This window comes from Dactylosporangium sp. NPDC051541 (assembly GCF_044454505.1).
In the GTDB taxonomy this organism is placed as follows: Bacteria; Actinomycetota; Actinomycetes; order Mycobacteriales; family Micromonosporaceae; genus Dactylosporangium.
On the sequence record NZ_JBITDU010000010.1, the window covers coordinates 326,909 to 351,428 of the forward strand.

20 protein-coding genes are annotated in these 24,520 nt (G+C 71.8%); 12 read left to right on the forward strand and 8 right to left on the reverse strand.

The window, feature by feature from the left end:
• The first annotated feature begins 35 nt into the window (after positions 1 to 35).
• The 4 genes from ACIA8L_RS37970 to ACIA8L_RS37985 all read left to right on the forward strand — a co-directional run bounded on the left by ACIA8L_RS37970 (position 36) and on the right by ACIA8L_RS37985 (position 6,503).
• The gene (locus tag ACIA8L_RS37970; protein ID WP_395912242.1) at positions 36 to 1,091 is read left to right on the forward strand and encodes a thiopeptide maturation pyridine synthase; all 1,056 of its coding nucleotides are present in this window, start codon (positions 36 to 38) and stop codon (positions 1,089 to 1,091) included.
• Positions 1,088 to 2,461, forward strand: coding sequence for a SagB family peptide dehydrogenase (locus ACIA8L_RS37975; protein ID WP_395912244.1), 1,374 nt, complete (start codon positions 1,088 to 1,090; stop codon positions 2,459 to 2,461). The genes ACIA8L_RS37970 and ACIA8L_RS37975 overlap by 4 nt, the downstream gene beginning before the upstream one ends.
• Positions 2,462 to 2,523: 62 nt before the next feature.
• Entirely contained in the window at positions 2,524 to 4,515 is a 1,992-nt protein-coding gene (locus ACIA8L_RS37980; protein WP_395912246.1) for a YcaO-like family protein, read from the forward strand.
• Positions 4,516 to 4,565: 50 nt separating this feature from the next.
• Complete coding sequence (locus ACIA8L_RS37985) at positions 4,566 to 6,503, forward strand: TOMM precursor leader peptide-binding protein (protein WP_395912247.1); 1,938 nt, start codon at positions 4,566 to 4,568, stop codon at positions 6,501 to 6,503.
• 87 nt (positions 6,504 to 6,590) lie between these two features.
• On the opposite strand, the gene ACIA8L_RS37990 is transcribed toward ACIA8L_RS37985, so the two are convergent.
• From ACIA8L_RS37990 to ACIA8L_RS38010, 5 genes are all read right to left on the reverse strand, one after another.
• A complete protein-coding gene (locus tag ACIA8L_RS37990; RefSeq protein ID WP_395912249.1) occupies positions 6,591 to 7,640 on the reverse strand; it encodes a ParB N-terminal domain-containing protein in 1,050 nt (349 codons plus the stop codon).
• Positions 7,641 to 7,887: 247 nt separating this feature from the next.
• Positions 7,888 to 8,970, reverse strand: coding sequence for a thiopeptide maturation pyridine synthase (locus ACIA8L_RS37995; protein ID WP_395912251.1), 1,083 nt, complete (start codon positions 8,968 to 8,970; stop codon positions 7,888 to 7,890).
• Between the two features lie 114 nt (positions 8,971 to 9,084).
• The gene (locus ACIA8L_RS38000) at positions 9,085 to 11,760 is read right to left on the reverse strand and encodes a lantibiotic dehydratase (RefSeq protein ID WP_395912253.1); all 2,676 of its coding nucleotides are present in this window, start codon (positions 11,758 to 11,760) and stop codon (positions 9,085 to 9,087) included.
• Positions 11,761 to 11,799: 39 nt separating this feature from the next.
• Positions 11,800 to 11,976 (reverse strand): thiomuracin/GE37468 family thiazolyl RiPP peptide, encoded by a 177-nt coding sequence (locus tag ACIA8L_RS38005; RefSeq protein WP_395912255.1) that lies wholly within the window; start codon positions 11,974 to 11,976, stop codon positions 11,800 to 11,802.
• 7 nt (positions 11,977 to 11,983) lie between these two features.
• A complete protein-coding gene (locus tag ACIA8L_RS38010) occupies positions 11,984 to 12,157 on the reverse strand; it encodes a thiomuracin/GE37468 family thiazolyl RiPP peptide (RefSeq protein WP_395912257.1) in 174 nt (57 codons plus the stop codon).
• A 153-nt stretch (positions 12,158 to 12,310) separates the two neighbouring features.
• On the opposite strand from ACIA8L_RS38010, the gene ACIA8L_RS38015 reads away from it, so the two are divergent.
• Together ACIA8L_RS38015 and ACIA8L_RS38020 are read left to right on the forward strand one after the other, a co-directional pair.
• Positions 12,311 to 12,919 (forward strand): DNA-binding response regulator, encoded by a 609-nt coding sequence (locus ACIA8L_RS38015; protein ID WP_395912259.1) that lies wholly within the window; start codon positions 12,311 to 12,313, stop codon positions 12,917 to 12,919.
• Between the two features lie 362 nt (positions 12,920 to 13,281).
• Entirely contained in the window at positions 13,282 to 14,985 is a 1,704-nt protein-coding gene (locus ACIA8L_RS38020) for an Hsp70 family protein (protein WP_395912260.1), read from the forward strand.
• A 118-nt stretch (positions 14,986 to 15,103) separates the two neighbouring features.
• Here the strand turns inward: ACIA8L_RS38020 and ACIA8L_RS38025 are convergent, their stop codons facing one another.
• The 3 genes from ACIA8L_RS38025 to ACIA8L_RS38035 form a co-directional block, all read right to left on the reverse strand.
• Entirely contained in the window at positions 15,104 to 15,679 is a 576-nt protein-coding gene (locus tag ACIA8L_RS38025) for a type 1 glutamine amidotransferase domain-containing protein (RefSeq protein WP_395912262.1), read from the reverse strand.
• Between the two features lies 1 nt (position 15,680).
• Positions 15,681 to 16,841, reverse strand: coding sequence for a glutathione-independent formaldehyde dehydrogenase (locus tag ACIA8L_RS38030; RefSeq protein ID WP_395912264.1), 1,161 nt, complete (start codon positions 16,839 to 16,841; stop codon positions 15,681 to 15,683).
• 369 nt (positions 16,842 to 17,210) lie between these two features.
• Positions 17,211 to 18,338: a hypothetical protein gene (locus ACIA8L_RS38035; protein WP_395912265.1), complete on the reverse strand. Its 1,128-nt coding sequence runs from the start codon at positions 18,336 to 18,338 to the stop codon at positions 17,211 to 17,213.
• 135 nt (positions 18,339 to 18,473) lie between these two features.
• On the opposite strand from ACIA8L_RS38035, the gene ACIA8L_RS38040 reads away from it, so the two are divergent.
• From ACIA8L_RS38040 to ACIA8L_RS38065, 6 genes are all read left to right on the forward strand, one after another.
• A complete protein-coding gene (locus ACIA8L_RS38040) occupies positions 18,474 to 18,911 on the forward strand; it encodes a hypothetical protein (protein ID WP_395912267.1) in 438 nt (145 codons plus the stop codon).
• Positions 18,908 to 20,077: a zinc-dependent alcohol dehydrogenase gene (locus ACIA8L_RS38045; protein WP_395912269.1), complete on the forward strand. Its 1,170-nt coding sequence runs from the start codon at positions 18,908 to 18,910 to the stop codon at positions 20,075 to 20,077. Before ACIA8L_RS38040 ends, ACIA8L_RS38045 begins: the two co-directional genes overlap by 4 nt.
• 216 nt (positions 20,078 to 20,293) lie before the next feature.
• Positions 20,294 to 21,958 (forward strand): FAD-dependent oxidoreductase, encoded by a 1,665-nt coding sequence (locus tag ACIA8L_RS38050; RefSeq protein ID WP_395912270.1) that lies wholly within the window; start codon positions 20,294 to 20,296, stop codon positions 21,956 to 21,958.
• 24 nt (positions 21,959 to 21,982) lie between these two features.
• Positions 21,983 to 22,432, forward strand: a complete 450-nt coding sequence (locus tag ACIA8L_RS38055) for a DUF1931 family protein (protein WP_395912271.1) — start codon at positions 21,983 to 21,985, stop codon at positions 22,430 to 22,432.
• 253 nt (positions 22,433 to 22,685) lie between these two features.
• Positions 22,686 to 23,222, forward strand: a complete 537-nt coding sequence (locus ACIA8L_RS38060) for a DsbA family protein (RefSeq protein WP_395912272.1) — start codon at positions 22,686 to 22,688, stop codon at positions 23,220 to 23,222.
• A gap of 17 nt (positions 23,223 to 23,239) precedes the next feature.
• Positions 23,240 to 24,505 (forward strand): glutamate decarboxylase, encoded by a 1,266-nt coding sequence (locus ACIA8L_RS38065; protein WP_395912274.1) that lies wholly within the window; start codon positions 23,240 to 23,242, stop codon positions 24,503 to 24,505.
• Positions 24,506 to 24,520 lie beyond the last annotated feature (15 nt).

The window sequence follows — 24,520 nt, forward strand, 5'->3', positions numbered from 1 at the left end:
TCCACGTCTACTACTACGACCACGACAAGGACAGGTTGATCCTCGACGGTGTCCGCCCGCTGTTCCATACCTTGCAGGGACAGGTGGACTCCGCCTACTACACCCGGCACTGGCGGAACGGACCACATCTGCGGCTGAACATCCGCACCACGGCCAGCCGCTTCGCCGACGTGGTCCGGCCGGCCGTCGACGGGATTGTCGGCGCGTTCCTGACGAGACATCCTTCTACCAAGCACTTGGATCCGACGCGCGAACTTGCGGTTCACCGGCGGCTGGCCGAGTTGGAGCAGGAAGAGGGCGAGCTGCTGCCGTGGTTTCCGGACAACACCATCGTGACTGCCCCGTACGACGCGCGAACCGCAGTGGTCGGCGGTCCGCAGACGGCGGCACTTGTGGCCGACTTCCAGTCGAGGGCCACGGCGCTCGCCTTCAGGATGACCGAGGAACTCAGCCCGCGGCAGCGGCTGGCGCGGAGCTTCGACTGCATGATCGCCGTCGCGCAGACCATGGCGACGCGCGGTATCACCAACGGGTTCATCTCGTTCCGGTCACATGCTGAGGGATTCCTGTGCGGTTTCCCCGAGAGTGCCGGGCTGCGCCCGGCCTGGGATCGGCACTACGACATACACCGGGAATCACTGAGGAGCCGGGTGCGTGCGGTGGTCGCCGCGGTGCCGGAGAACATCGCCGATGTGCCGTTCGTCCAGGAGTGGATCGCCGCACTCAGGCCGTCATGGGAACGGGCGGAACGTCTGGCATCGGCCGGCGCTCTCGCACTGCCGATGGGGGTGCCGGCCCACTTCGAGGCGGAGGCCGGGGACAGGGTCGATCTGGCTGAGGTCAGTCCGTTCCACCAGGTGCTGCTGGCCAACCCCACGTGGGAGCAGACCGCACGGTCGTCGGCCTTCCTGCAGTACCGCCTGATGCTCAACCTGACGTATCTCATGATGACCAGGATCGGCGTCACCCCCGTCGAACGGTTCCTGTTGTGTCACCTGGTGGCCAACACGGTCGAGGACACGTACGGCGTCTCGGCCGTCGAGCTCGTCCGCGGACGATCGGCCTCCGAGCAGATCGCGGGCATCCGGTGAGGGAGGAGCGGCTCAGCTTGCGCCCGGGGGTCTTCCTCGCCACGGACCCGGACCGGCTGATGCTGTTGCGCCGCGAGCCTTGGCACCGCAGCGACATGTTCGGAGCGCCCACGGCCTCGAAACGCGCCATGCTCACGAAGCTCGCTGACGGTCCGTGTTCGGTGGCGGACCTCGAAGCCGCGACGACAGCCGCCGATGGTGATGCCGCCGCCTTCACCGAGGCGCTGCAGGCCGGTGGCTGGCTGGTGACAACGGTGCGGTACGACGGCCGGGACCTCTACAGCATGCAGCCGATGGATGTGGCCGGCCGCCCGCCGGAGTGTGAGTTCCCTGCGCGGAATCTCACGCTTTGCCGCTTCGCCGTGCTGCGGCGTGAAGGCGGCGAAGTGGTCGTTGAGTCGCCGCTGGCTCGGGCACGAATGCTGGTGCACAGTGCCGCGGTCGCCGCGATGGTCGCCGAACTCGCGCAGGGTGAGATCGGCGCGGCCGGCGTGCCGTCGGCGGTACGGGATGCACTGCTCGCCGACCTGTCCCGCGCCGGTCTGGCCGTACCGCGCTCCCGTGACGACGCGCCGGCCGCGCGGCTGTGGAGTCCACCCGACCTGCTGTTGCACGGACGTAGCCGGATGGGCACCGGCGGCTACGCGGGCGGCTTCGGCCGGACCGGTTGGGCTGCGCCGTTCGTGGAGCCGCCGGTCGCCGACCGGGAGGGGTGGACAGATACGGTGCTCGCCCTGAACCGACCGGATCTGGCGGCGCTGGGCCGGTCGGACCCGCCGCTGGCGGCGGTGCTGGAGGAACGCCGATCCATCAGAACGCACGACGACGAGAACCCCATGACCGTCAACCAACTCAGCGAACTGCTGTATCGCTGCGCAGCGCACCGCAGCCGGGCCGAGGACGGCTTTCCGGAACGGACCGGCCGGCCTTACCCGTCCGGCGGCGGAATGTACGAACTCGAGCTGTATCCGGTGGTGCGCCACGTCGACGGGCTGGCGCCAGGCATGTACCACTACGACCCGCGACTGCATCAGCTCCGCCTCGTCTGTGGGTCGGGACCCGCAGTCGACCGGTTGCTGCAAGGTGCCATGTGGTCGTCGATGATGTCGGCCCGACCGCAGGCGCTGATCGTGCTGGCGGCCAGATTCGGCCGGCTGACATCGATGTACGAGCAACTCGCGTACTCGCTGATCCTCAAACACGTCGGGGTGCTGTACCAGACCATGTATCTGGTGGCGACGGCCATGGGGTTGGCGCCCTGTGGACTAGGTGCCGGTGACGCCGTTGCGTTCTCCGACGCCACGGGCCTCGAATACACGGTCGAGAGCAGCGTAGGCGAGTTCATGCTCGGCAGCCGCACCCCGCAGTAGGGACCGGTCCCGCGCAACTCCGGTGCACAGCTGACACCCTTCGATATCGACAGGAAGCGATGATGGGACTACTGCTGGGTCCGGGTGCCTACTATGCCGAGACCCTCCAAGGCGCACACATCCTCTCGCATGAGGGGGAATTCGCGTTCACCGGCGGCTCGGTCTACCGGCTTCTCGACCGTCTGGCGCCGGTCTTGAACGGGCAGTACACCCTCGATGAACTCACCGCGCAGTTGACCCCGGAACGCAAGGTCATGGTGCGGGATCTGATAACGGCGCTGGTCGAACGATCGGTGATCAGAGATATCGAACGGGCCGACGATACCGATGCCGGGCCGGCCGGGCACGAACACGAGGTCACCTTCACCGGCTACTTCCGCGGCGCACCGGCCACCGTGGTCAGGGAGTACCAGAACACCCCGACGCTGGTGCTCGGTGCCGGGGAACTGAGCGCTGCGGTCGTTGCCGCCGCGGCGAGCTCGGGCCTGCGCGAGGTCCGCGTGGTCACGACATCGGAGTGCGGGGGTGCGACCGGAGATGTGCTTGCCGGTCCGCAGGCCGCCACCGCGATCGAGTCATTGCTCGACGGGGTCCAGTTGGTCCTGCATGCCACGGACGGCGCCATGGTGGGGCGGGCCCGGTTGCTCGACCGCTTGTGCGGGGACCGGAACATCTGGTTGGCCCAGGCGCTCGTCATCGACGGGCATGCTTGGATGACCAGTCGTCCCGGCGACAGCTGGACCGCGGGTTGGCGGCGCGCAGAGGCACGGCGCCCAGGTACTGCGGGGCCATCACAGCCGGCCGGGCCGGACGTGAGGTCGGTGTCCGCAATGGCAGTGGCCGCGCAGATGGTGCATGGCGTGTTCCAGTCGATAACGCAGCCCGCGGAGCGCGGCCGTAGCCGGATGGTACGGGTCGACTTGTCCACCTTGGCCAGTGAGACTGCTACCTTCCTGCCGCACCCCTACTCGGAGGCGGCGGAGCCCGCCACCGACATCGTCGATCGGATCGGGCAACTTCGACGGGGCGCCCGGCTGACCGATGAGGAGTTCTCGCAACGGGCCGCGGCCTGCGTCGGCGACCTGGTCGGTGTCTTCGGCAACCCGGTCGAGCGTGATTTCGCCCAGCAGCCGCTGCATGTGTGCGCGATCGAGGTCGCCGACCCCGTCGGATTACTGCCACACGGCGGGCCGACTACGACAGTCACCGGCGCTGGCCTGGACTTCGCCACGGCCAGGTGGAGGGCGGCGCGCAGGGCGTTCGCCGTCTACGCCTCGTTGATGGTCGATCCACGGCGATTCATCTCCGGCCCGCTCGGTGAGATGGGACTCCGGGCCGATCCTGACGAGCTGCTGCTCGCAGTGCGCAAGGGAGCCGTGACCGGCTTGGTACCGGGGTACGGACTTGCCGATGGCGCCAGCCACCTCGTGGACGCACCGCGTGTGTTTCCGGCGATCCGTAGGTCCGATCGACCGTACGCGCCGTCGCCTGGTGTCGCGGTCGGCTATGACTGGGACGAGGCCGTGACCGCGGGTCTGGTGGGCCAGGGCCGAAGCCTCACGATCGGCGGCATGCATGCCTCGACCACCCCGTTCCCGCTCGTCGACCTGGTCGGGGCGGCTCTGGACAGCCGCGGAAACCGGTATCGAGCGCTGCTCGCGGCTACCGGCCTGCCCGTCACCGTGTATGACGTAACCGGACCGCTCGGCGTACCGACCATGGTCGGCTGTATCGGATCGGTCGCGGCCGGCTGCGGCAGCTCGCTGTCCAGGGTGGCCGCCTTGACCGACACACTGGAGGACGTGTTGTTGCACCATCAGGCTCAATCGAACCGGCAAAGCGTCTACGCTCCGCCGCCCGTCGCCGGTATCCCGCCGGGCCTGCGGGGGACCGACAAGGTTCAGGTCGCCGGAGCGGCCGGTGACGCCACCGCCGCCGCCGTCATCTCCGCCCTGGTCGAACATGGGCACAATCCCATCGCGGTGCCGCTTGTCGACGATCGCGGGGTCAACGCCGTCATGCCCTACGCCGTGCACGTGGTGGTGTCCGGATGACCGCGAGTACGGCATCGACCCGAGCTCTCGGCCGCCGGCGAGGGCGCGGCGTGGCGCTGATCGGAGCCGGACTGATCGCCGATGCGATCGCGCGGACCGACAGCGGCCCGCGCCGGGGCGACCCGGCGGAACCGGCCACGGCCGCGGCGTCCGGTCAGGTTGTCGTCGTTGCCAGCGACTGCTGGGACATGAACGCCTATCCGGCGGTGCGGGAGGCCGGCCGCGTGTCGGGCGGGCCGTGGCTGCCGGTGCGCGCCGAGCTGGGCCGCGTCGTCATCGGGCCGGTCGAGGTCGCGGGCCGCCCGGGCTGCGTGCAATGCGCGGAGGCTCGGCGACAACGGGCACGTGAGCACCCGGAAGGATACGACGCGGTACGTACCCGCCACGCGGAGGCGCTCGCCCAGCGGCCAACGGAGCTGCTCACCGTCCTGGCCGCGGAGCTGATCGCGGGGCTGGTCGCCGACGAGGTGGCGAGACTGACGCGCGATGTCAGCGCGGCTCGCACCCACTGCGCGATGCTGTATGTCGATCTGCGGACGCTGCAGGTGACGACCCACCGCTTCCTGCCTGATCCACTCTGCCCCGAGTGCGGTGGCCTACCGACCGACGACGCCGAATCGGCGCGGATCGTCCTGCGATCACGTCCGAAGCCCACACCGGACACCTATCGGGTGCGGGCCGTGATGGATGAACTCGACGCGCTGCGGCAGACGTACGTGGACGCCGAATGTGGAGTCGTCAGGGTGATTCGACGCGACAGTTCGGCTGGCCTCGCCGTCGCCGCCGCGCCGATGGGTCTGCGGGGCGGCCAGGTCGAGAGCGGGTTCGGCCGGACCCGCAGCTACCTGGCCAGTGAGACGATCGCACTGCTCGAGGCATTGGAGCGCTACGCGGGAATGCAGCCAGGGGGCAAGCGCACCGCGGTGCGGGCCAGCTACACCGAGCTGCGCGCCCAAGCGATCGACCCCAGGACGCTAGGACTGCACGCGACGGACTCCTACCAGTCACCGGACTTCCGGTACCGGCCCTTCGACGAAAACGCGCCCTACCGATGGGTCTGGGGGTACTCGTTCGTGCGTGAGGCACCCGTTCTCGTGCCCGAGGCGTACGCGTACTACGGGACCCATGACCACGACACCTTCGTGTACGAGATCTCCAACGGCTGTGCACTGGGCAGTTGCCTGGAGGAGGCGATTTTGTACGGCGTCCTCGAGATAGCCGAGCGGGATGCCTTTCTGATGACCTGGTACGCCCGCATGCCGGTGCCTCGGATCGATCCGAGCTCCGCCCGGGACCGTGCCATTCCCACGCTGGTCGAGACCATCGAGGCCGAAACCGGCTACCTGGTCCACATCTTCGACATCACTCTGGAGCAGGGGATTCCCTGCTTCTGGGTGATGGCCGTGAACCCATCGGAGTCCGACGGGCAGCTCAAGGTGGTGTGCGCGGCCGGGTCGCACCTCGATCCCGAGCGTGCGGTGGAGAACGCGCTCAGCGAGCTCGGCCCCATCCTGGCCAGCCACATCGCCACACTTCCGCACGAACGGCGGCGAGCGCGCGAGATGGTGGCCGACCCCTCGCGGGTCGAGGCCATGGCCGACCACACAATTGCCAACGGCGACATCACCGCCTATCACCGATTCGACTTCCTGACCGAATCCACGCGGGTCCGCTCGTTCGCGGACATCGCCCGATCCGACGGCCACCGCAACACCGACCTATGTGACGATCTTCGATCGACAATCGACCGCTACCGCACCACGGGCCTCGACGTCATCGTCGTGGACCAGACCACCCCCGAACACCGCGCCGGCGGCCTCTCCTGCGTCAAAGTCATCATCCCGGGCACCCTCCCGATGACGTTCGGCCACCAGTTCAGGCGCGTCGACGGCCTGCCCCGGCTGTACGACGTGCCCCGCCTGCTCGGATTCCGATCCGATCGACTCGCTCCCGAGGACGTCAACCCCCACCCGCATCCCTTTCCATGAGCATGTGGGGGTAGACACGTCGGGCACTCGGTCCTGCGGCCGGAGGCCGTCCTCGCCGGCGACGCCTGGTGCCGCTGCTGGAGCGGCTCACCCTCGCCTGAGCGGCAGCTCGGGCCGGTCGTTGAGGCGCTGTTCGAGCTCGGCGTTGAACTCGGACCACTCGTCGGCGCAGGCCCGAGCCAGCTCGGCGACGAGATACGCGGAGTGCGCCGGGATGACGTCGACCCGCAGCTGCCAGTCCTCCGGCCCGCGGGCCTTCCCGGCGAGCCAGTGCAGCAGGGACCGGCCGGCCTCGTTGAAGCGCAGGGCCGGGTCCCGGGCCAGGATGCGCAGCAGCGTCCGCGGGTCGCGGTGCTCCCGGCGGCGCGGTGCCGGCCGGAGGCGGGGGGTGTCGCCGTCGCCCTCGCGCTCCCGCGGCGGCACCGGGTCGTCGCCCCGGCCGATGCGTTGCCGGACGTCCCGGACGGTCGCCGGGGACAGCCCGGTGAGCCGGGCCACCTCGCGCAGGGACGCCTCGGGCCGTTCGGCGATGACCGCGGACGCGGCCCGGCGGGCCTCCGCGCTGTTGAGCGGCCGCACCTTGCCGTCGCGGCCCACGCGGGACTGCGGGGCGTCAGCGGCGTCGGTGACCCGCGCGCGCAGGTTGGCCACGGTGCTCGGCGCGAGGCCCGCGACCTGGGCGATCCAGCGGTCCGAGCGCTCCGGATACATGCTGACCAGGCGCCCGGCCGCCATCTCCCGGTCCGGGCGGGTCAGCGGCAGGCCGTGGGTGATGTTCGCCTGGACCCCGGCGACGAAGGCCTCCGACTCGTCGCCGTCGAAGAACTCGACCTCGATCGTCTCGTCGCCGCGCAGCATGCCGGCGTGCAGCCGGTGCATGCCGTCGATCACCCGCATGGTGGCCCGGTGGACGAGGATCGGCGGGAACGGGTCCATGGACTCGGCCAGCAGGCGCATGTGCTCCGGCACCTCGCCGGCCGAGCGGGGCGAGTCGCCCCGGGCCAGGGCGGCGATGGGTACCCGCTCGGTCCGCGGCGCCCAGCCCGGCTCGCGGGTGGCCACGGCCGCCGGGGCGACCCGCGGTTCACCGTTGACCGTGTTGGTTGCCTTGCGGTATCGGCGGCTGGGCGACGTCACGGTGCGACCTCCTGCATCGTGGGATTGACCGAACCGGATGTCGACGCTGTACGTCGGAATCCGGCGCGGAACAGCCCGGCATTGATGTCATGAGATTCGCCGTTCCATCTCGTGCCATGCGAAAAATCGGCGCCCGACGATCAGCGGGCCTTGCTCGGCCCATCGTCGTGCGACCGCCGCCGGCCGTCGAGGAACGGGGCCAGGAGTACGCCGGGCCGCAGGTTCAGCCGCTCCTCGATCGCCGTACTCATCGGACCGCCTCGGCGCGCGGGTCCGGCGGCGGGCCGACGAGGTCGATGGCGCGGATGCCGTGCTCCTCCTCGACCGCGTTGGCAGCCAGGTGACACAGCAGGAACCGCTCGACCGGCGTGATGCCGAGCCGGGTCAGGTGCAGGTACGTCAGGTTCAGCATGAGCCGGTACACCTGGAAGTCCACCGACGCGCGCGTCTGCGCCCAGCGGGGGTTGGTGTACAGGCGGCGGTGGAAGGCGCTGACGTCGGGCAGCTCGGCGGCGGTGGTCGCCCGGTCGGCCGGCAGCGCGACGGCACCGGACCGGATGAGCTCGGCCCCGCTGATCCGGTACGGCGCGAGCGCCCGCACCCAGTCCTCGACGAACGGCACGCCCGGCGCGCCGCCGTCCAGCGCCGCGGTGACGGCGCCGACCCGCCGCCGCAGCACCGGCGCGTGCGCGCGGTAGTGCCGGTCCCAGCGGGGACGCAGCCCGTCGGCCTCGGGGAAGACGTGCAGGAACGCCTCCGCGTGGGAGCGGAACGACACGAACCCGCTCGTGATGTCGCTGTTGGACAGCGCGTGCGCCGTGGTGATCATCAGGTTGAACGCCAGCGCCAGCCGGCTCCGGCCGCTGACCTGTTCGATCATCCGGAAGGCGAGCTCGTTCGTGCCCGCGTAGAAGTCGGCCAGCAGCTCGGCGGCGGCCGGGCCACCGAGCTGCGCCTCCCGCGGTTCGTGGGCCGACACCCGCAGCGAGTTGTCCGGGAACCACGGCCACAGTGGACCCTGCTCGTGCTCCAGCTCGGCGAGGCGCTGATGGGCGGCCCGTTCCCGCTCCGGGTCCAGCACGTGCGTCGAGGGGTGCCGGGCCAGGAAGCCGCCGATGATCTCGTCGGCGGCCGGGCGGACCACCTCGTCGAAGGTCGCCGCGCCGGTCGACACCAGCAGCCGCAGATGGGGGCCCCGGCGCCAGTGCCGGGTGAACCAGGCGCCGTCGACCCGGCCGGCCAGCCGGCGCAGGAGCGGGCGCACACCCTCCAGGATCAGCCGGTCCTTGTCCGGGTCGTAGTAGTACACGTCGATCCTTCGCCAGTCCACGTCGCTCAGGCCCCTTCCGTGGCGAGTGCCGTGAGCGCGTCGCCGGCCAGCCGGTCCAGGTCGTCCCGGTAGAAGATGTGGACACTCACCCACGCCGACTCGGGCGAGGCCCGGTCAGTCACGGCCGCTCCCCGGCTCGGACAGCTCCACCACGAACTCGGCGACCCGCGCGCCGGCTTCGGCCGCGGTGCCCGCGTCGGCCGGGTCCGGCCGGACCTCCTCGAAGATCACGACGGGGCCGCACCCCTTGAGCATCCGTTCGAAGTCCAGGACCATGGCCCAGTTGGCGAGGTCGAGGTAGACCGGCTTGTGGGACTTGTCGAGCACCCACGTCACGGCCGAGTCCGCCGACGGGGTGAACAGCCGCGGCGCGAAGCCGCGCACGAACGAGCGGTCCGGCACGCCGCACGAGCGGGTCCAGGCCACGAGCCGCAGCAAATAGCCGGCGTCCGTCTCGCCCCGGTCACGGACCGGCACCAGGTGCGTCGGCGCCACCCAGCGCGCCCGGCGCAGCGTGACGTGGCCGATCTCCACCCGCGGGTAGGCGAGCACGTCCGCCGGCGCCGACGCCGGCTGCGGCATGCCGGTGATCGGGTAGTGGCCGGCGCCGAAGGCCAGCGACAGGATCCGGGCCGCCGGCGGCAGCAGCGCGTCGGCCATCATGCCCAGGTGCAGCGCCCGGACCTGCGGTCCGAGCCCGTTCGCGTGCAGCCGGGCCAGCCCGGACACCGGATCGTGGACGACCGTCAGGTCCCCAAGCGCGATCCGCTCCCGCGCCGGGCGGTCGCTCACCGTGAACGGATAGTCGATCTCGTAGGGCGCGCCGGCCAGCCGTACGTTGGGCGAGAACCCGAACATCCCGCTCAGCTCCGCGAGCACGGGGCCGCCGGCGGCGGCCGGGGGCAGGTCCGGCGGTGCACCGCTGGTGGCCCCTTCGGCCTGCCGGATGAGGTGCAGGGCCCGGCTCCGGCCGCGCCCGTAGCCGCCGTGCACGGCGTTGACCACCAGCCGGGGTACCGGCTGCCCCGGCACGACCTGCACGTACCAGGCGACCGAGGCGGGTGCGGTGATCCACCGCGGCCAGCCGGCGCTGAGGCGCAGGACCGCGGCCGGGTCGGTGTGCCGGGCGCCGTCGCGCGCCGGGGCGGACAGCAGCAGCCGCCACAGGTCCTGTCGTACGCGTCCCAGCTCGCGCAGCCGCGGCAGGTGGCTGTCCGCGAGCGGTGCCTCCAGGTCGCGAGGGGCCCGCACGAACGTCGCGAGATCGCGGACGGCGTCGCCGCGCTCCGGTGCCGTCGTGCCGGCGAGGTCCCGGGCCATCGCCTCGTACAACAGCAGGAACGGCGTCCGGGCGCCGGGCCCGAACCGGGCGGCGCAGTACTCGCCGAGGGACACCCGCAGCGGCAGCGCGGGGTCCAGTGGGCCGAGCAGGCGGCGCACGACGTCCAGGTCGGACAGGGCCGGGCGCCAGCCGGGGATCGACAGGGCGCCGACCGGGCCGGCGATGACCGCGTTCTCGTGCACCGCGTCGAACTCGGCCGGGCCGGGCCCGTCGGCGGGCCGGCCCGTCCAGGCGTTGAGCGCGCCGACGGCCGCCGTGAGCGCACGCTGCCGGACCAGGTGATCCTCGACGTCGTCCACAGCGGCGGGGGCGCGCAGCCCGGACCGGACCCGGTCGATCAGGTCCGTCGCGTCGGCGACCTCGGCCCCGGACTGCCCGGTCAGCCAGCGCGACAGCGCACCCAGCGGATCGGCGGCCTGGTCGCCGACCGGCACCTCGCGGTGCAGCAGGCCGGCCTCCACGAGCCGGTCGAGGAACCGGTCCACCGCCGCGGCGCCGGTGCGGTCGCCGCCGAGCCGGGTCCGCAGGCCGGCCGGGGTGTGCTCCCGGCCGCCGCCCAGGATCTCCAGGCATCGGCGGACCGCCGGGGTCGCCGGCAGCGAGAGGATCGGCTCGGCCGGTGGGCGGCCGAGGAACCGCACGACGTCGCCGTGGACGGTGGCGCTCGGGTTGACCCGCAACGGCAGGCTCGCGACCAGCCGGGGGTCGGCGCGCAGCGCATCGCGCAGGCGGAGCAGGAGGTAGCCGTTGAGCTCCAGCACACCGCGGACCGGGCCGGACCCCGTCGGCCACGCGTCCGGGCCGACCGGCGCCCAGCGGGCGGCACCGCTGCTGGTGAAGGTGCTGAAGGGGCTGGTCTTGGCGGCCGCCCGGGCCACGTACTTCACCAGCCGGACCAGGGACTGCCGCCGCGGGCGGTGCGCCTCGTCGGCCAGCCACTTGCCGGCCTCGGCGAACAGGGCCGGGCTGGCCCGGGACAGGGCCCGCTGGAACGCCGGCGCGGCCACGACGGCCCGCAGCTCGGTGTACCCGGCCTCGATCTCCTCGGCCAGGAGGGCCGGCAGCCGCGCCGTCAGCCGCTCGCATTCCTCCACAGTGGACATCCAGCGGTCCAGCCGCCCGGTGAGGCCGGGGCCGAGCACCGCCGTCACCGCGGCGTTCCACTCGCGGGTGGTGGGCCGGCGGGCCTGGAACACGGCCCGGCGCAGCCCGACGAGCGCCGGCTTCTCCGGTGCGCCCGGATGCTCGCCGATGACCGTGTGCAGGATGTCGGAGAGGGCCGTGCCCTCGGCGGCGAGTCCGGCCCGCCGCCGCGCCACGTCGGCGGCGAGTGCGAAGGAGTCCGCGCAGCGCAGCCGGTCCAGCGCCCGCGCCGGCAGGCCCGCCATCCGCACGATCACCGGCGACGCGACCCTGACGCCACTGGGCAGGACGAAGTCGGTGGTCATGGGATGGCGGCCCTTTCGCGAGACGACCGGGTGCCCCGGTCAGAGGGGCTTACAAGAGCACAGATCCGTTACCGAGCAACAGGTGCTGGACGCGCCGAGCTCCGCCATGCCGTGCCCGGAGGTCAGCGACTCGACGACGAGCCCGCTGTCGGCCAGGTCGAACACGTCCACCGGGAGGCTCTCCAGCTCGAAGTCGAGTTCCTGTGAGATGGTCATGCGGACCTCACTGTGGTTGGGACGAGCACGGATACGCGGCGGCGGAGCAGGACGCGGCCAGCTCGGCCATGCCGTGGCCCTCGGTCAGCAGGTCGATCGTGAGCCCGGTGTCGCTCAGGTCGAACACGTCGACCGGCAGGTCGTCGAGCTCGAGGTCGGGCTCGTTGGAGACACTCATCATGCATTCCCCTTCGGCGATGGATCATCGACGGGTCTCATCCTCGCGACCGGTGCCGTTGACCGCATCCACCCGCGGTCACCACAATCGGCCCGGCCGAGGCATAGTCCGAAATGGTCCGGCCGGCCGGTCGGCGGAACGGGACGGGTGCACCGCGTGACTATTCTGCTGGTAGGTCTGTCGGCACTGACGGCGTTCGGGGTCGAGGCGGCGCTGACGAAGCTGCCCGGCCCGATCGGCATCGAGCGCTTCGGGCACCGCGACCCGGCGCTCGGCCGGGTCGGTGCCGGCGACGTCGACCTCGTGATCCTGGACCCGCACCGGCCGACGTTCGGCGACGGCCTGCGGCTCTGCCGCGAGCTCAAGCAGCTCCCGTCGCCGCCCTACACGCTGGCACTGTCGGAGTTTCGGACCCGGCGTGACGTGATGTACTGCTTCCTCGCCGGCCTGGACAGCTTCGTCTCCGCCCATGAGCGCCCCGAGCGGCTCGCCGCGGCCGTCACGGCGACGCTGGGCGGGGACCGCGAATGGCTGCTCGGCCCGCCGGACGAGCGCCGGCCGCCCGGCCTGGACGGCTGGGACGACCTCACCCCCCGCGAGCTGGAGGTCCTGTGGTCGGTGCTGGAGGGCCGCACCAACCGGCAGATCGCGTCGCTGCTGTCGATCAGTCCCAACACGGTGAAGAACCACGTGGCGGCGATCCTGCGCAAGCTGGCGCTGCGGCGGCGGTCGGAGCTGTTGGCCGGCGGAGCCCGCCGGCCGTGATCCGGGCGGCCCGCGGCGCGAGTGTTAAGAGTCCTGCGACCAGTCCGCCGGCCGGTGTTCAACCGGCCTGACCGAGCAGTTGAACAGGCGCCGACGCGGGGGAGCAGCCGGTGCGGGCAGCGGTCACGTCGTGTCCCTCCCCTTGGGCGCTGGATCGCCCGCGCGGTCAGTGTGCCTCCTGCGCTGGGCGATGCCGCGTCCGGCCCGGTTACCCGCCCGGCGAACACTCGCTTCACACCACCGGGGCCCGCCGGTCCTCCGGAAGTGCCTGGATGATCGGCTCTTGAGGATCGCACCCGAGCACCCCGCCGCGGCCAGTTCAGCCGATCCGTGATCACACAGGGTGACCCTACGATTCCGGCGTGAGCGACTTCCGGCTGGGCATCGACTTCGGCACCTCGAGCACGGTGGCCGTCGTCCGCCACCCCGACGGGCGGACCCGGCCGCTGCTGTTCGACTCCTCCCCGCTGCTGCCCTCGGCCGTCTGGTCCGACGACGACGGCCGGCTGCAGGTCGGCCGCGAGGCGGTCCGCGCCTCCCACCGCGACCCCGGCGCCTTCGAGCCGCACCCGAAGCGCCGCGTCGACGACCGTGAGGTACTCCTCGGTACCTGGGTCCATCAGGTGCCCGACATCTTCGCCGCCGTCCTCGGCCGCGTCGCCGACGAGGCCGCGCGCACCCTGGGCGGCGTCCGCCCGGCCGCGACCCTCACGCACCCGGCCGCGTGGGGCGCCGCCCGCCGCGAGGTCCTGCTGGAGGCCGCCGCCGAGGCCGGCCTCGGCACCCCGGTTCTCGTCGCCGAGCCGGTCGCCGCCGCCCGCTACTACGCCGACGTCCTGGGCCACGCCGTGGAGCCCGGCCGCTGCGTCGTCGTCTACGACCTCGGCGCGGGCACCTTCGACGCCGCCGTCGTGCAGCGCACCGCCGACGGCTTCCGCGAGCTGGCCACCCTGGGCGCCGACGACATCGGCGGCTTGGACCTGGACGCGCTGGTCCTGCGCCATGCCGGTGCCCCGCTGACCCTCGCCCCCGGCGCCCCCGCGGACGAGGCCGAGCGCTTCCGGGCCTCCTGGGACGAGGCCCGTCAGACCCGCGAGGCGCTCTCCCGCGACGTCTCGGCCATCTTCCGCCACGACGGCGCCGAGACCCCGCTGACCCGCGAGGAGTTCGAGGCCGCCGCGACGCCGCTGCTGGAGCGCACGGTGGCCCTGACGCAGTCCGCGGTCCGCCAGTCGCGCGTGGGCGAGGACTGCATCGCCGGCTGGTTCCTGGTCGGCGGCGCCACCCGCACCCCGCTCGTGGCAACCTTGCTGCACCGCGCGACGGGCGTCCCGCCGACGGTCCTGGAGGACCCGCAGCTGGTGGTGGCCGAGGGCGCGCTGTGGCACCCGGAGCCGGCCCCGATCGCCCTCCCCCGTGCCTCCCGCCGCGCCGAACGCCTGGTCCGCCCCGGATCCTCCGGCCTCGACGACCCTGCGGTTGAGGCCCCTTCGCTCGAGGACGCTTCGCTTGAGGGCTCACGCCGCACCGCCCCGGCACTCGACGACCCGCGCCCCGAGCCTCGACCGGTTCCCGGGCCACGGCTGCGCCCCGAGCCGGAGCTGATCGCCGAGCCGGAGGCGATCCCCGAACCCACGACCCGCCGCCTGCCCCGCACCCGCCCGGAGCCGCCCATGGAGGAGGTGGTGCACCCGCGCCGGATGCCGGTCCGCACCCCGGTCCGCGTCTACGCCACCTTCGGCCGCCCGATCAACATCCTCGCCATCGCCGTGTTCCTCATCGGCATCAGCGCCCTGTCCGCGACCGCCTCCCACCGCATCGAACTGGCCGCCTGGCTCGCCGCCATCACCTGCTTCATCGGCACCGGCACCAGCCGCCGCGCCCGGTCCACCGGCACCTGGGGCGGCGGCCTGGCCACGCTCGGCATGCTGATCGCCGTGGCCTGCATCCCGATCGCCCTGAACCGTGACCACGAGGCGGCGGTCGTCCTCGGAGCCAAACTCGCCGGCATCACCTTCGACGTCGCCACCGGTCTCAGCGACTTCATCAGCACACTCACCAGCTGACACCGCTCCTGAACCCGCCGGGCACCCGCCCGCCGAGCATTGACGCCGTGGCCCAGGTCCCACCCGGTCGCCCAGGCGACACGGGCCGCCCGGTCGTGGTCGCGGACGCTCGACGAGCTTATGCCCGGCCCGCAGCGCCGGTGGCCGCCGGGGCCTTGGCGAATTCCCGCACGATGCGCTCGCAGAACGCGGGCAGGTCGTCGGGCGACCGGCTCGTGGTGATGTTGCCGTCGGTGACAACCGGCTCGTCGACCACCTCCGCCCCGGCGTTGCGCAGGTCGGTGCGCACGCTCGGCCACGAGGTCAGCCGGCGACCGCGCGCGACGTCGGCCTCGACGAAGTTCCACGGGCCGTGGCAGATGGAGGCGACCGGCTTGCCGGACCGGACGAAGTCACGGACGAACCGCACCGCGGCCGGTTCCATCCGCAGCTTGTCGGGGTTCACGGTGCCGCCGGGCAGGAGCAGCGCCTCGTAGTCGTCGACGGAGACGGTGCCGACCAGTTGGTCGACGGTGAAGGTGCCGGCGTCGTCGAGGTCGCGATCGCGGGCCCGGATCTCGCCGGCGGCGATGGAGACGACGGCGGTGCGGGCACCGGCTTCCTGCAGCGCCTGCCGCGGCCGCTCCAGCTCGACCCGCTCCACACCGTCGGCGGCGAGGATGGCGACGCGGCGTCCGTTCAGCAACTCAGCCATGTCACGCACCCGCCCCCGCCATCGCCGGGTGCAGGACGACCTTCGTCCAGCCGTCGTCCCGCCTGTCGAAGTGCTCGTAGGCCTCCGGCGCGCGGTCGAGGGGCAGCTCGTGGCTGACGATGAAGGACGGCTCGGCCTTGCCCGCGGCGATCAGGTCGCGCAGCTGGCGGTTGTACTTCTTGACCGGGGCCTGGCCGGTGCCGACGTGCTGACCCTTGAACCAGAACATGCCGTAGTCGAAGGCGAGCTTGCCCTGTTTCGCCAGCTCGTCGTTGGCTCCGGGGTCCTGGGGCACGAAGACGCCGACGTTGCCGATCTTGCCGGTGAAGCGGACGGAGGCGACCAGCCGGTTCATGGTCAGGTTGGCGTGTTCCTCGCCGTTGGGCTCGTGCGCCTGGTAGCCGACGCACTCGCAGCCGTTGTCGGCGCCGAGCCCCATGGTCTCATCGAGCACGGCCTGGACCGGATCGACCTTCGAGTCGTCGATGGCGATCGCGCCGATCGACTCGGCCAGGCGGAGCCGGTCGGGGTGCCGGTCGACGACCATCACCTTGCTGGCTCCGCGGATGGTTGCTGAGAGGGCGGCCATCAGCCCGACCGGCCCGGCGCCGTAGATGACGGTCTGGTCGCCGGGCTTGACGCCGGCCATCTCGGTGGCGTGGTATCCGGTCGGGAAGATGTCGGCGAGCATCACGTAGTCGGTCTGGCGCTGTTCGGCGTCCTCACCCAGTCGAAGGCAGTTGAAGTCGCCCCAGGGCACGCGCAGCAACTCGGCCTGGCCGCCGCCGTACGGGCCCATGTCGGCGAAGCCGTAGGCGGCGCCGGCCATGTTCGGCTCGGGCTGGGCCGTCAGGCAGTAGTTCGTCAGCTGCCGCTCGCAGTTCTTGCAGTGACCGCAGGCGATGTTGAACGGCAGGACGACCCAGTCGCCCGTGCGGACCTTGTCGACGCCGGAGCCGACCTCGACCACCTGACCCAGGTTCTCGTGCCCGAACCAGCGGCCGCGCTCGAAGTCGGTCCGGCCCTCGTACATGTGCAGGTCCGAGCCGCAGATGTTCGCCGACGTAATCCGCACCAGCACGTCGGTCGGCCGCTCGATCCGCGCGTCCGGCACATCCTTGACCTTCACCTGCCGCGGCCCCTCGTACACCACTGCCTTCATGACTGTTTCCCCGTTCGTCGATGCCGGTCCCGGCTCGGGACATGGGCCGAGATCTTCAGTACATACTCGGTTCGCGCCGCGGTGTGCTCGTACCACCATTTCCGCAACCGCCTCCGGCGCGGGTCGCGGCGGCCGCGATCGTGGTGCGGTCCAATCGTCGCGCTGTGCCACCTCGAGAACCTGACCCCCCACGAGTGAGGACGAGCAACGCCTTTGGTTGGGCGATAACGCGGTGGGTACTCGGCGGCCCGGAAGACCGGCGCAACGCCGGGCGGTTCGGGGGTACGTAGAGGAGAGTCAATGGAGCTGACGGCAGCGACAACCATTCGCTGCGAGCGGGTCGTGCTCAAGCCTTGAGCGCCGCCCGCGTCATCCGGGGCCCCTCCCGGATGACGCGTCCCGCTCATCCCGCCAGCCACCGGGTTCGGGGTGGTAGCCGTATGCGGCGGCCCGTACCGTGTCTTCGTCCTCCAGCCCGGAGCCGATCGCGCCGCAGACGGTGGCCAGCGAGCTGTTGATCCAGCCGAGTGTCAGGTAGTCGGTGAGACCGACGGGCCGCTGCAAGGTTTCCCGCAGCACGGACGTGTCGATCAGCAGCCCCGCGGCGAGGACCGTGACGGTGAACAGCACGACGTAGGACACCGTGGTGGCCAGGGTGAGCGTGAGGACAGTGCCCAGGTTGAACAGCCGGGCCACCCCGGCCGGTGTCCGCTCGTCCGGCCGTTCCCACAGGTCGTGCGCGGCGATCAGCCAGGTCACCAGTGCGGTCAACCCGATCAACATGATCACGGTGAGGCGGAGCCCGCCGAGCGTGTCACCCAGCTTCCAGATGGTGTTCGTGGTCAGCGCGAAGGCGGCCGTACCGAACGCGCCGACCAGGAGCTTGGAAAGGCCCAGCAGGGCACGGCCGGGGCGGTTGGCCCGGACCATGCCGGACAGCAGCCGGACCCGGCCGGTCAGCCGCGAAGCCAGATAGCTCAGCTCCGCGGTCTCCACGCCCACCACACGGCGGATGGCCGCGACCCGGCCGGTGAGCGCCGCCGGTGCCCAGCCGGCCGGCGCGACCCGGTCGTCGGAGGCGTCCGTGAGCAGCCGGCTCACGAGGCCCGGGACCCCGGCGCGGACGGCTCGCAGCTGGCGCAGTCCCAGCGCCGGTAAGGACACGGCCGCGACCCGGCGCCGGGCGGAGACGTGCGCGACCAGCGGCACGCCGTGGCTGTGCAGCGGCAGGTCGGTCAGGCAGATCGCGACATCCCAGCCGGCGTCGGCGCGCCGACGGCCGAGATCGTCGAGCAGGGCCTCGGCGCCGCCGTCGCGGCGCGGCGCCACGTCACCCCAGCCTTCCCGGACCGTCCACAGCACCTCCGCGTCCGTTCGCTCGGCGAGCCGGTCGGCCAACTCGACAGCGAGCCGGGCAACCACCTGGGCCGGATAGTCGGGCGGGGTGGCCACCAGGCCCACGACGATCTCCGGGCGCGCATCACCGTTGGCGGCCATCGGGCCCCTTCCGTCGGTGCGGACCGATATCACTCGCCCGACTACCCGGTCCCGGTGCAGACATGCGCGGAGGCCGCATGCTGCGGCTCATCCGGCTCGATGTGTCGCCGCCCGGGTGCCGGGTAGCCGGGTCGCATGCGTAGATTCCAGGTGCGGCCGTTGCCGGCCGCCGTTGCCCTGACCGCTGTGGGAGCCGGTGCGGTCGCCGGCGCCGCCATGGTCGCCAAGCGGCGCAGGGCCGCCGAACCGGACCGTTGGCACAGCGTCACCATCGACTGTTCGCTGGAGCAGCTCGATCCGCTGCCACCGCCGCTGGAGGAGCTCGGGTTCCCGGTGGAGGTCCGGGTGCAGCCGGCGCCGGGGGACAAGGGCACGGAGGTGGCAGCCCGGGTTGTGTCCGGCGGCGATCGCGAGCGCGTGCGGCGGCTGCGCGCGGCGCTGCGTGAGGCGCGTTCCTTGGCCGAGGTCGGTGAGGTGCTCCGGCCGGACGCACCGGCGACCACGAAGCCGACGCTGCGGTCCGCGCCGCTGGCGTACGCGACGAAGCACGGACTCGAGGAGGGCCGGCTGTGAAGGCATTGGTGTGGCAGGGCGTGAACAAGGTCGGCGTCGAAACGGTCCCGGACCCGCGGATCCGCAACCGCGGCGACGTCATCGTGAAGGTCGGCCGTTCGGTGACGTGCGGCTCGGACCTGCACCTGCTCGGCGGGTACATCCCGTTCATGCGCCAGGGTGACGTCCTCGGCCACGAATTCCTCGGCGAGGTCGTCGAGGTGGGGCCGGGCGTGCGCAAGCACAGCATCGGCGACCGGGTGGTCGTGTCGTCGTTCATCGCGTGCGGGCAGTGCTGGTACTGCCGCCGCGAGGAGTACTCGCTGTGCGACAACGGCAACACCAACCCGGACATCACCGAGGCCCTGTGGGGCGCGGCGCCGGGCGGCTGCTTCGGGTACTCCCACGCGATGGGCGGCAACGCCGGCAGCCACGCCGAGTACATCCGGGTGCCGTTCGCCGACGTCGGGGCGTTCGGCGTCCCCGAGGCGGTCAGTGACGAGCGGGCCCTGTTCGCGTCGGACTCGGCCGCAACCGGCTGGATGGGCGCGGACCTCGGCGGGGTGCGCCCCGGCGATGTGGTCGCGGTCTGGGGGGCCGGTGCCGTCGGGCAGATGGCCGCCCGCGCCGCGCTGCTGCTCGGCGCCGAACAGGTCATCTGCATCGACCGGTACGACTACCGCCTCGACATGGTCCGCCGGCACGTCGGCGCCGACACGATCGACTACACCGCCGCCGATGTGGGGGCCGAGCTGCTCGAGCGCACCGGCGGGCGGGGCCCGGACGTGTGCATCGAGGCGGTCGGCATGGAGGCGCACACGCCGGGCCCGCAGCACGTGTACGACAAGACGAAGCAGCAGCTGCGACTCGAGACCGACCGCCCGGCGGCGGTGCGCTCGGCGATCTACAACTGCCGCAAGGGCGGCAGCGTCTTCGTGCTCGGCGTGTTCGCCGGGTTCGTGGACAAGTTTCCGCTCGGTGCGCTCATGAACAAGGGTCTGACGGTGCGCGGCGCGCAGATGCACGGTCAGCGGTACATCCCGATGCTGCTCGACCGCATGGCGAAGGACGAGCTCAAGACCGAGCACCTGGCGACACACACCATGCCGCTGGACGAGGGCCAGACCGGCTACGACATCTTCAAGCGCAAAGAGGACGGCTGCGTGCGGACCGTCTTCATCCCGTGACGGCGCTCACCTCGGTCGGGTGATCCGATCCCGTTCGGCGGACGCCGACGATTGTGTCATGTCAACGGGACGAGGGCTGCTGCCAACGGGCCGGCAGGCGCCGGACTTCTCGCTGCCGAGCACGCCCGACGAGCACCTGGCGCTGGCGGAGCTGTCCGCGCAGCGCTAGGGGGTGCCGATCCGGGCGCTCGCCCCGCCGGACATGAGGTGGTGGACATGAACATGCTCGTCGAGACACCGGACCGCGCAGGCGGGTACCCGTGCCTGGATGACAGCCTGATCCAGGTCCTGTCCGTGGAGGGGCATCGACACCGGACACGGTCGGGTGAGGTCCTCATCCGCGAGGGCGAGGACCACTACGACTTCATCGCGGTGCTCGCCGGCGCGGTGTCGGAGGTCGACGGGTTCGGGGATGACGAACACTACATCGGCGTCCACGGGCCCACCCGGTTCCTGGGCGAGCTGAGCCTCATCACCGGCCGGGCGGCCCTGCGTACCGCGCAGGTGCGCGAGGCCGGCGAGGTGCTCAGGGTGCCCGTCGAGCGGCTCACGGCCGTTGTCGAGCGGAACCCGGCCCTGGGCGACCTGCTCCTGAAGGCGTACCTGACGCGCCGTGTACCGCTCGCCGCCCGCGGCGCCGGGCTGCGGGTCATCGGATCCCGCTTCTCGCCGGACAACCGGCGGCTGCGCGACTTCCTCGCCGGCAACCGCATCCTCTCCCACTGGGTCGATCTGGAGCGCGACCTGGACGCCGAGGCGCTGCTGTGCGGCCTGCACGTCCGGCCCGAGCAGACGCCGGTGGTCATCACCGCGGCCGGGCAGGTCCTGCGTAACCCGAGCGACGCGGAGCTCGCCCAGGCGGTAGGCCTGTCCACCCCCGCACCGGGACCCGGGGTGACGGTGTGTGACCTCGCCGTCGTCGGGGCGGGCTGCGCCGGTCTCGCCGCCGCCCTCCACGGCGCCGCGGAAGGGCTCGTGACGGTCACCCTGGACGAGTTCGCCTGCGGCGGCCAGGCCCGGCGATCCGCGCAGATGCACGACTGTCTCGGCTTCCCGGCCGGGATCTCCGGCGGGGACCTGGCCGAGCGGGCGATCGTGCAGGCGCAGCGGTTCGGGGCCACGTTCACCATGCCTGCGCGGGCGTGCGGGCTGCGGGCACGGGACGGCAACTTCGTCATCGAGCTCCACGACGGCGCAGAGGTCACGGCCCGCAGCGTGCTGATCGCCACCGGCGCCCGGTACCGCAAACTCGACGTGCCGGGGTTCCAGGAGTTCGAGGCGAACAGCGTCCAGTACACGGCCACTCTGGCGGAGGCCATGTGCTGCCGCGACGAGCCGGTCGCGGTCGTGGGCGGTGGCAACCGGGCCGGCCAGGCGGCGCTGTTCCTGGCGATGTCCACGCCGGTCGTGCACCTGCTGGCCCGCCGGGACCTCGACGCGACCATGTCGCGTTACCTCGTCGATCGGGTCCGAGCGACACCGGGCATCGAGACGCACACCGGCACCGAGGTGCGCGAGCTGCTGGGCGGCGACCGCCTCGAGGCGGTCGTGGTCGAGGACAAGGACACCGGGCGGCGCCGCGAACTGCCGGCCCGGGCGCTGTTCGTCTGCATCGGTGCGCAGCCGTGCACCGGCTGGCTCGCCGGCGCGGTCGCCACGGACCAGGACGGCTTCATCCTCACGGGCCCTGACGATGGCGAGCCGGGTCCAGGCGGGCGGCCGTTGCTGCAGACCAGCCGGCTCGGCGTGTTCGCCGCCGGTGACGTGCGCAGCGGTTCGGTCAAGCGGTTCACCTCCGCGGCGGGCGAGGGCGCCGTGGCGGTGCAACTGGTCTGGGAGTACCTGCACAGCACCGGTCGAGCCGCCGACGACCACACGTAGTCGACAAAACGGGGGGTGCCGGGGATGCCGGTGCAAGCAGTCCATCGGTTCGAGCGTTTCTTCCGCGCGGCCGCGAGCCTGGACGTGGACAAGAGCGACCTCAAACGCTACGACGACTTCCGTGACCAGAAGGTGTACGACCTGCTCCTGATCGCCCAGGCGAGAGCGAAGGCGAACGGCCGCGACGTCATAGCGCCGCAGGACCTGCCCGTGACGAAGGGCCTGCAGGAGCGCATCCACGAGTTCCGGAAGCTCGACGAGCAGTTCGAGCTGCGTCCCATCCTCGACGGGCTCACCGCCCGGCCGCCGCTGGATCTGGCGCTGGGCGACGAAACCGAGCGCCGGCTGCCGGAAATCGCCGGCGGCCTGAGCGTCGCGCTCGCCCGCACCTTCAAGATCATGGCGCCCGAGCTGAAGAACCCGCAGACCGCGGACTGGCAGCGGGCGCTGCAGATCTGCGACCTTCTGCTCTGAGGCCGATGCCAGCAGTTCCGCGCTGGACGTGCGGTTCACCGCGGAGGACTTCGCCCACTGGATCGCGCGTTCCCGCCGCCGGACGGCCCGGCTGCGCTCGAGGTGCGCTGACATGACCGCCACGGCCGGGGCCCTCGCCGCCGCGCGCTCGGGTACCGCCGACGCGGCTGCGGCCGTCCACCTCGCGCGGGTGATGCGGTTCCACCCGATGTCCGCGACGGTTGGGCCATGACAACGCCGCTACAGACCGCAAGTGCCCCGGCTCGTCGTACCGGTCACCGACCGCGATCACACGATCGGCCCGGGCGACGCGCCGGTCACGCTCGTCGAGTACGGCGACTACCAGTGCCCGTACTGCGTGATGGCCTACCCGGTCGTCGGTGAGTTGCTGCGCCGCCGGCAGGGTACCGTCCGGTTCGCGTACCGGCACTTCCCGCTGACGAACGTCCACCCGTTCGCGGAGATGGCGGCGGAAGCGGCCGAGGCGGCCGGTGCCCAGCGCCGCTTCTGGCCGATGCACGATTGGCTCTTCGAACACCAGGACGAGCTCGACGCGGCGACGATCGTCACCGCCGCGGAGGCGCTGGGGCTCGACGGCGAGGCGATCGCGGAGGCGATCCGCGGCCACCGGTACCTCGAGAGGGTCCGTTCGGACTTCATCGGCGGGGTGCGCAGCGGGGTCAACGGCACGCCCGCGTTCTTAGTCAACGCCGTCCGGCACGGCGGCGGCTACTCGGTGGATGAGCTGGAGTTCGCCGTCGACGAGGCCGCCGCGGACGCCGAACGCTGAAGCCGGGAGGGCAGGACGTGTCGTCACACCCGGAGCATGACCGGGACAGCCCGGGCCCGGAGCTCGCGGTGAACCCGCTGTTCACCAGGGAGCCGATCCGTATCCCGCGGGACCGGCTCCCGCGCAACGAGCTCGACCCGCAGGCCGCCTACCAGGTGGTGCACGACGTCCGCTGTGTGCGCATGCTGGCCGGGCTGTGGCACGCTCCTGACGCCGGGCGGGCGCCCGGCTGTTCGACGTCCGGTTCGAGCGAGGCGTGCATGCTCGGCGGGCTGGCCCTCAAGCGCCGCTGGCAGCACACGCACCGGGCGGCCGGCCGACCGGCCGACCGGCCGAACATCGTCATGGGCGTCAACACCCAGGTCTGCTGGCAGAAGTTCGCCAACTACTGGGACGTGGAAGCCCGGCTGGTACCGATGGAGGGGGATCGTTTCCATCTGTCGGGGCCCGCGGCGGCGCAGCGCTGTGACGAGAACACGATCGGCGTGGTGGCCATCCTGGGCTCGACGTTCGACGGCAGCTATGAGCCGGTCGGCAACATCTGCGCCGCCTTGGACGAGTTGCACGGTCGCACCGGATGGGACATCCCCGTGCATGTCGACGCGGCGTCCGGCGGAATGGTCGCGCCGTTCTGCGACCCGGAACTGGCCTGGGACTTCCGGCTGCCCAGGGTCGCCTCGATCAACGTGTCGGGGCACAAGTACGGCCTCGTCAGCCCGGGCCTCGGCTGGGCGGTCTGGCGTGCCGCCGACGCACTGCCGGAGGACCTGGTGTTCCGGGTCAACTACCTGGGCGGCGAGATGCCGACGTTCGCGCTCACATTCTCCCGTCCGGGCTCGCACGTCGTCGCGCAGTACTACAACTTCCTGCGCCTCGGCTTCGACGGGTACCGCCGGGTGCAGTGCTACAGCCGCGAGGTCGCGCGAGGGCTGGCGGACCGGATCGCCGAACTGGGGCCGTTCCGGTTGCTCACCAGGGGCGACGAGCTGCCGGTGCTGACGGTCGCACTGCGCGAGGATGTCACCGCGTACAGCGTGTTCGACGTCTCGCTGGAGCTTCGCAAAAGCGGCTGGATCGTGCCGGCGTACACGTTCCCCGAGAATCGCACCGACCTGGCGGTGCTGCGTATCGTGGTGCGCAACGGGTTCAGCCACGATCTGGCCGGCCTGCTGCTGAGCGACCTGCGCCGGGCGCTGAGCCGGCTGGAGCGGCAGGCCGCCCCGGTCCACGGCTCCGAGTCGGCGTCGTTCGCGCACGGCGCCGGCCGTCGCGCCGATCGATGATCGGCGGAGGCGGCG

Bases quoted from the DNA above. Each gene is read 5' to 3' on its own strand.
- ACIA8L_RS37980 (WP_395912246.1), top strand. From the start codon at position 2,524: ATGGGACTACTGCTGGGTCCGGGTGCCTACTATGCCGAGACCCTCCAA.
- ACIA8L_RS38000 (WP_395912253.1), bottom strand. From the start codon at position 11,760: ATGACCACCGACTTCGTCCTGCCCAGTGGCGTCAGGGTCGCGTCGCCG.
- ACIA8L_RS38005 (WP_395912255.1), bottom strand. From the start codon at position 11,976: ATGACCATCTCACAGGAACTCGACTTCGAGCTGGAGAGCCTCCCGGTG.
- ACIA8L_RS38010 (WP_395912257.1), bottom strand. From the start codon at position 12,157: ATGATGAGTGTCTCCAACGAGCCCGACCTCGAGCTCGACGACCTGCCG.
- ACIA8L_RS38025 (WP_395912262.1), bottom strand. From the start codon at position 15,679: ATGGCTGAGTTGCTGAACGGACGCCGCGTCGCCATCCTCGCCGCCGAC.
- ACIA8L_RS38030 (WP_395912264.1), bottom strand. From the start codon at position 16,841: ATGAAGGCAGTGGTGTACGAGGGGCCGCGGCAGGTGAAGGTCAAGGAT.
- ACIA8L_RS38035 (WP_395912265.1), bottom strand. From the start codon at position 18,338: ATGGCCGCCAACGGTGATGCGCGCCCGGAGATCGTCGTGGGCCTGGTG.
- ACIA8L_RS38040 (WP_395912267.1), top strand. From the start codon at position 18,474: ATGCGTAGATTCCAGGTGCGGCCGTTGCCGGCCGCCGTTGCCCTGACC.
- ACIA8L_RS38050 (WP_395912270.1), top strand. From the start codon at position 20,294: ATGAACATGCTCGTCGAGACACCGGACCGCGCAGGCGGGTACCCGTGC.
- ACIA8L_RS38055 (WP_395912271.1), top strand. From the start codon at position 21,983: ATGCCGGTGCAAGCAGTCCATCGGTTCGAGCGTTTCTTCCGCGCGGCC.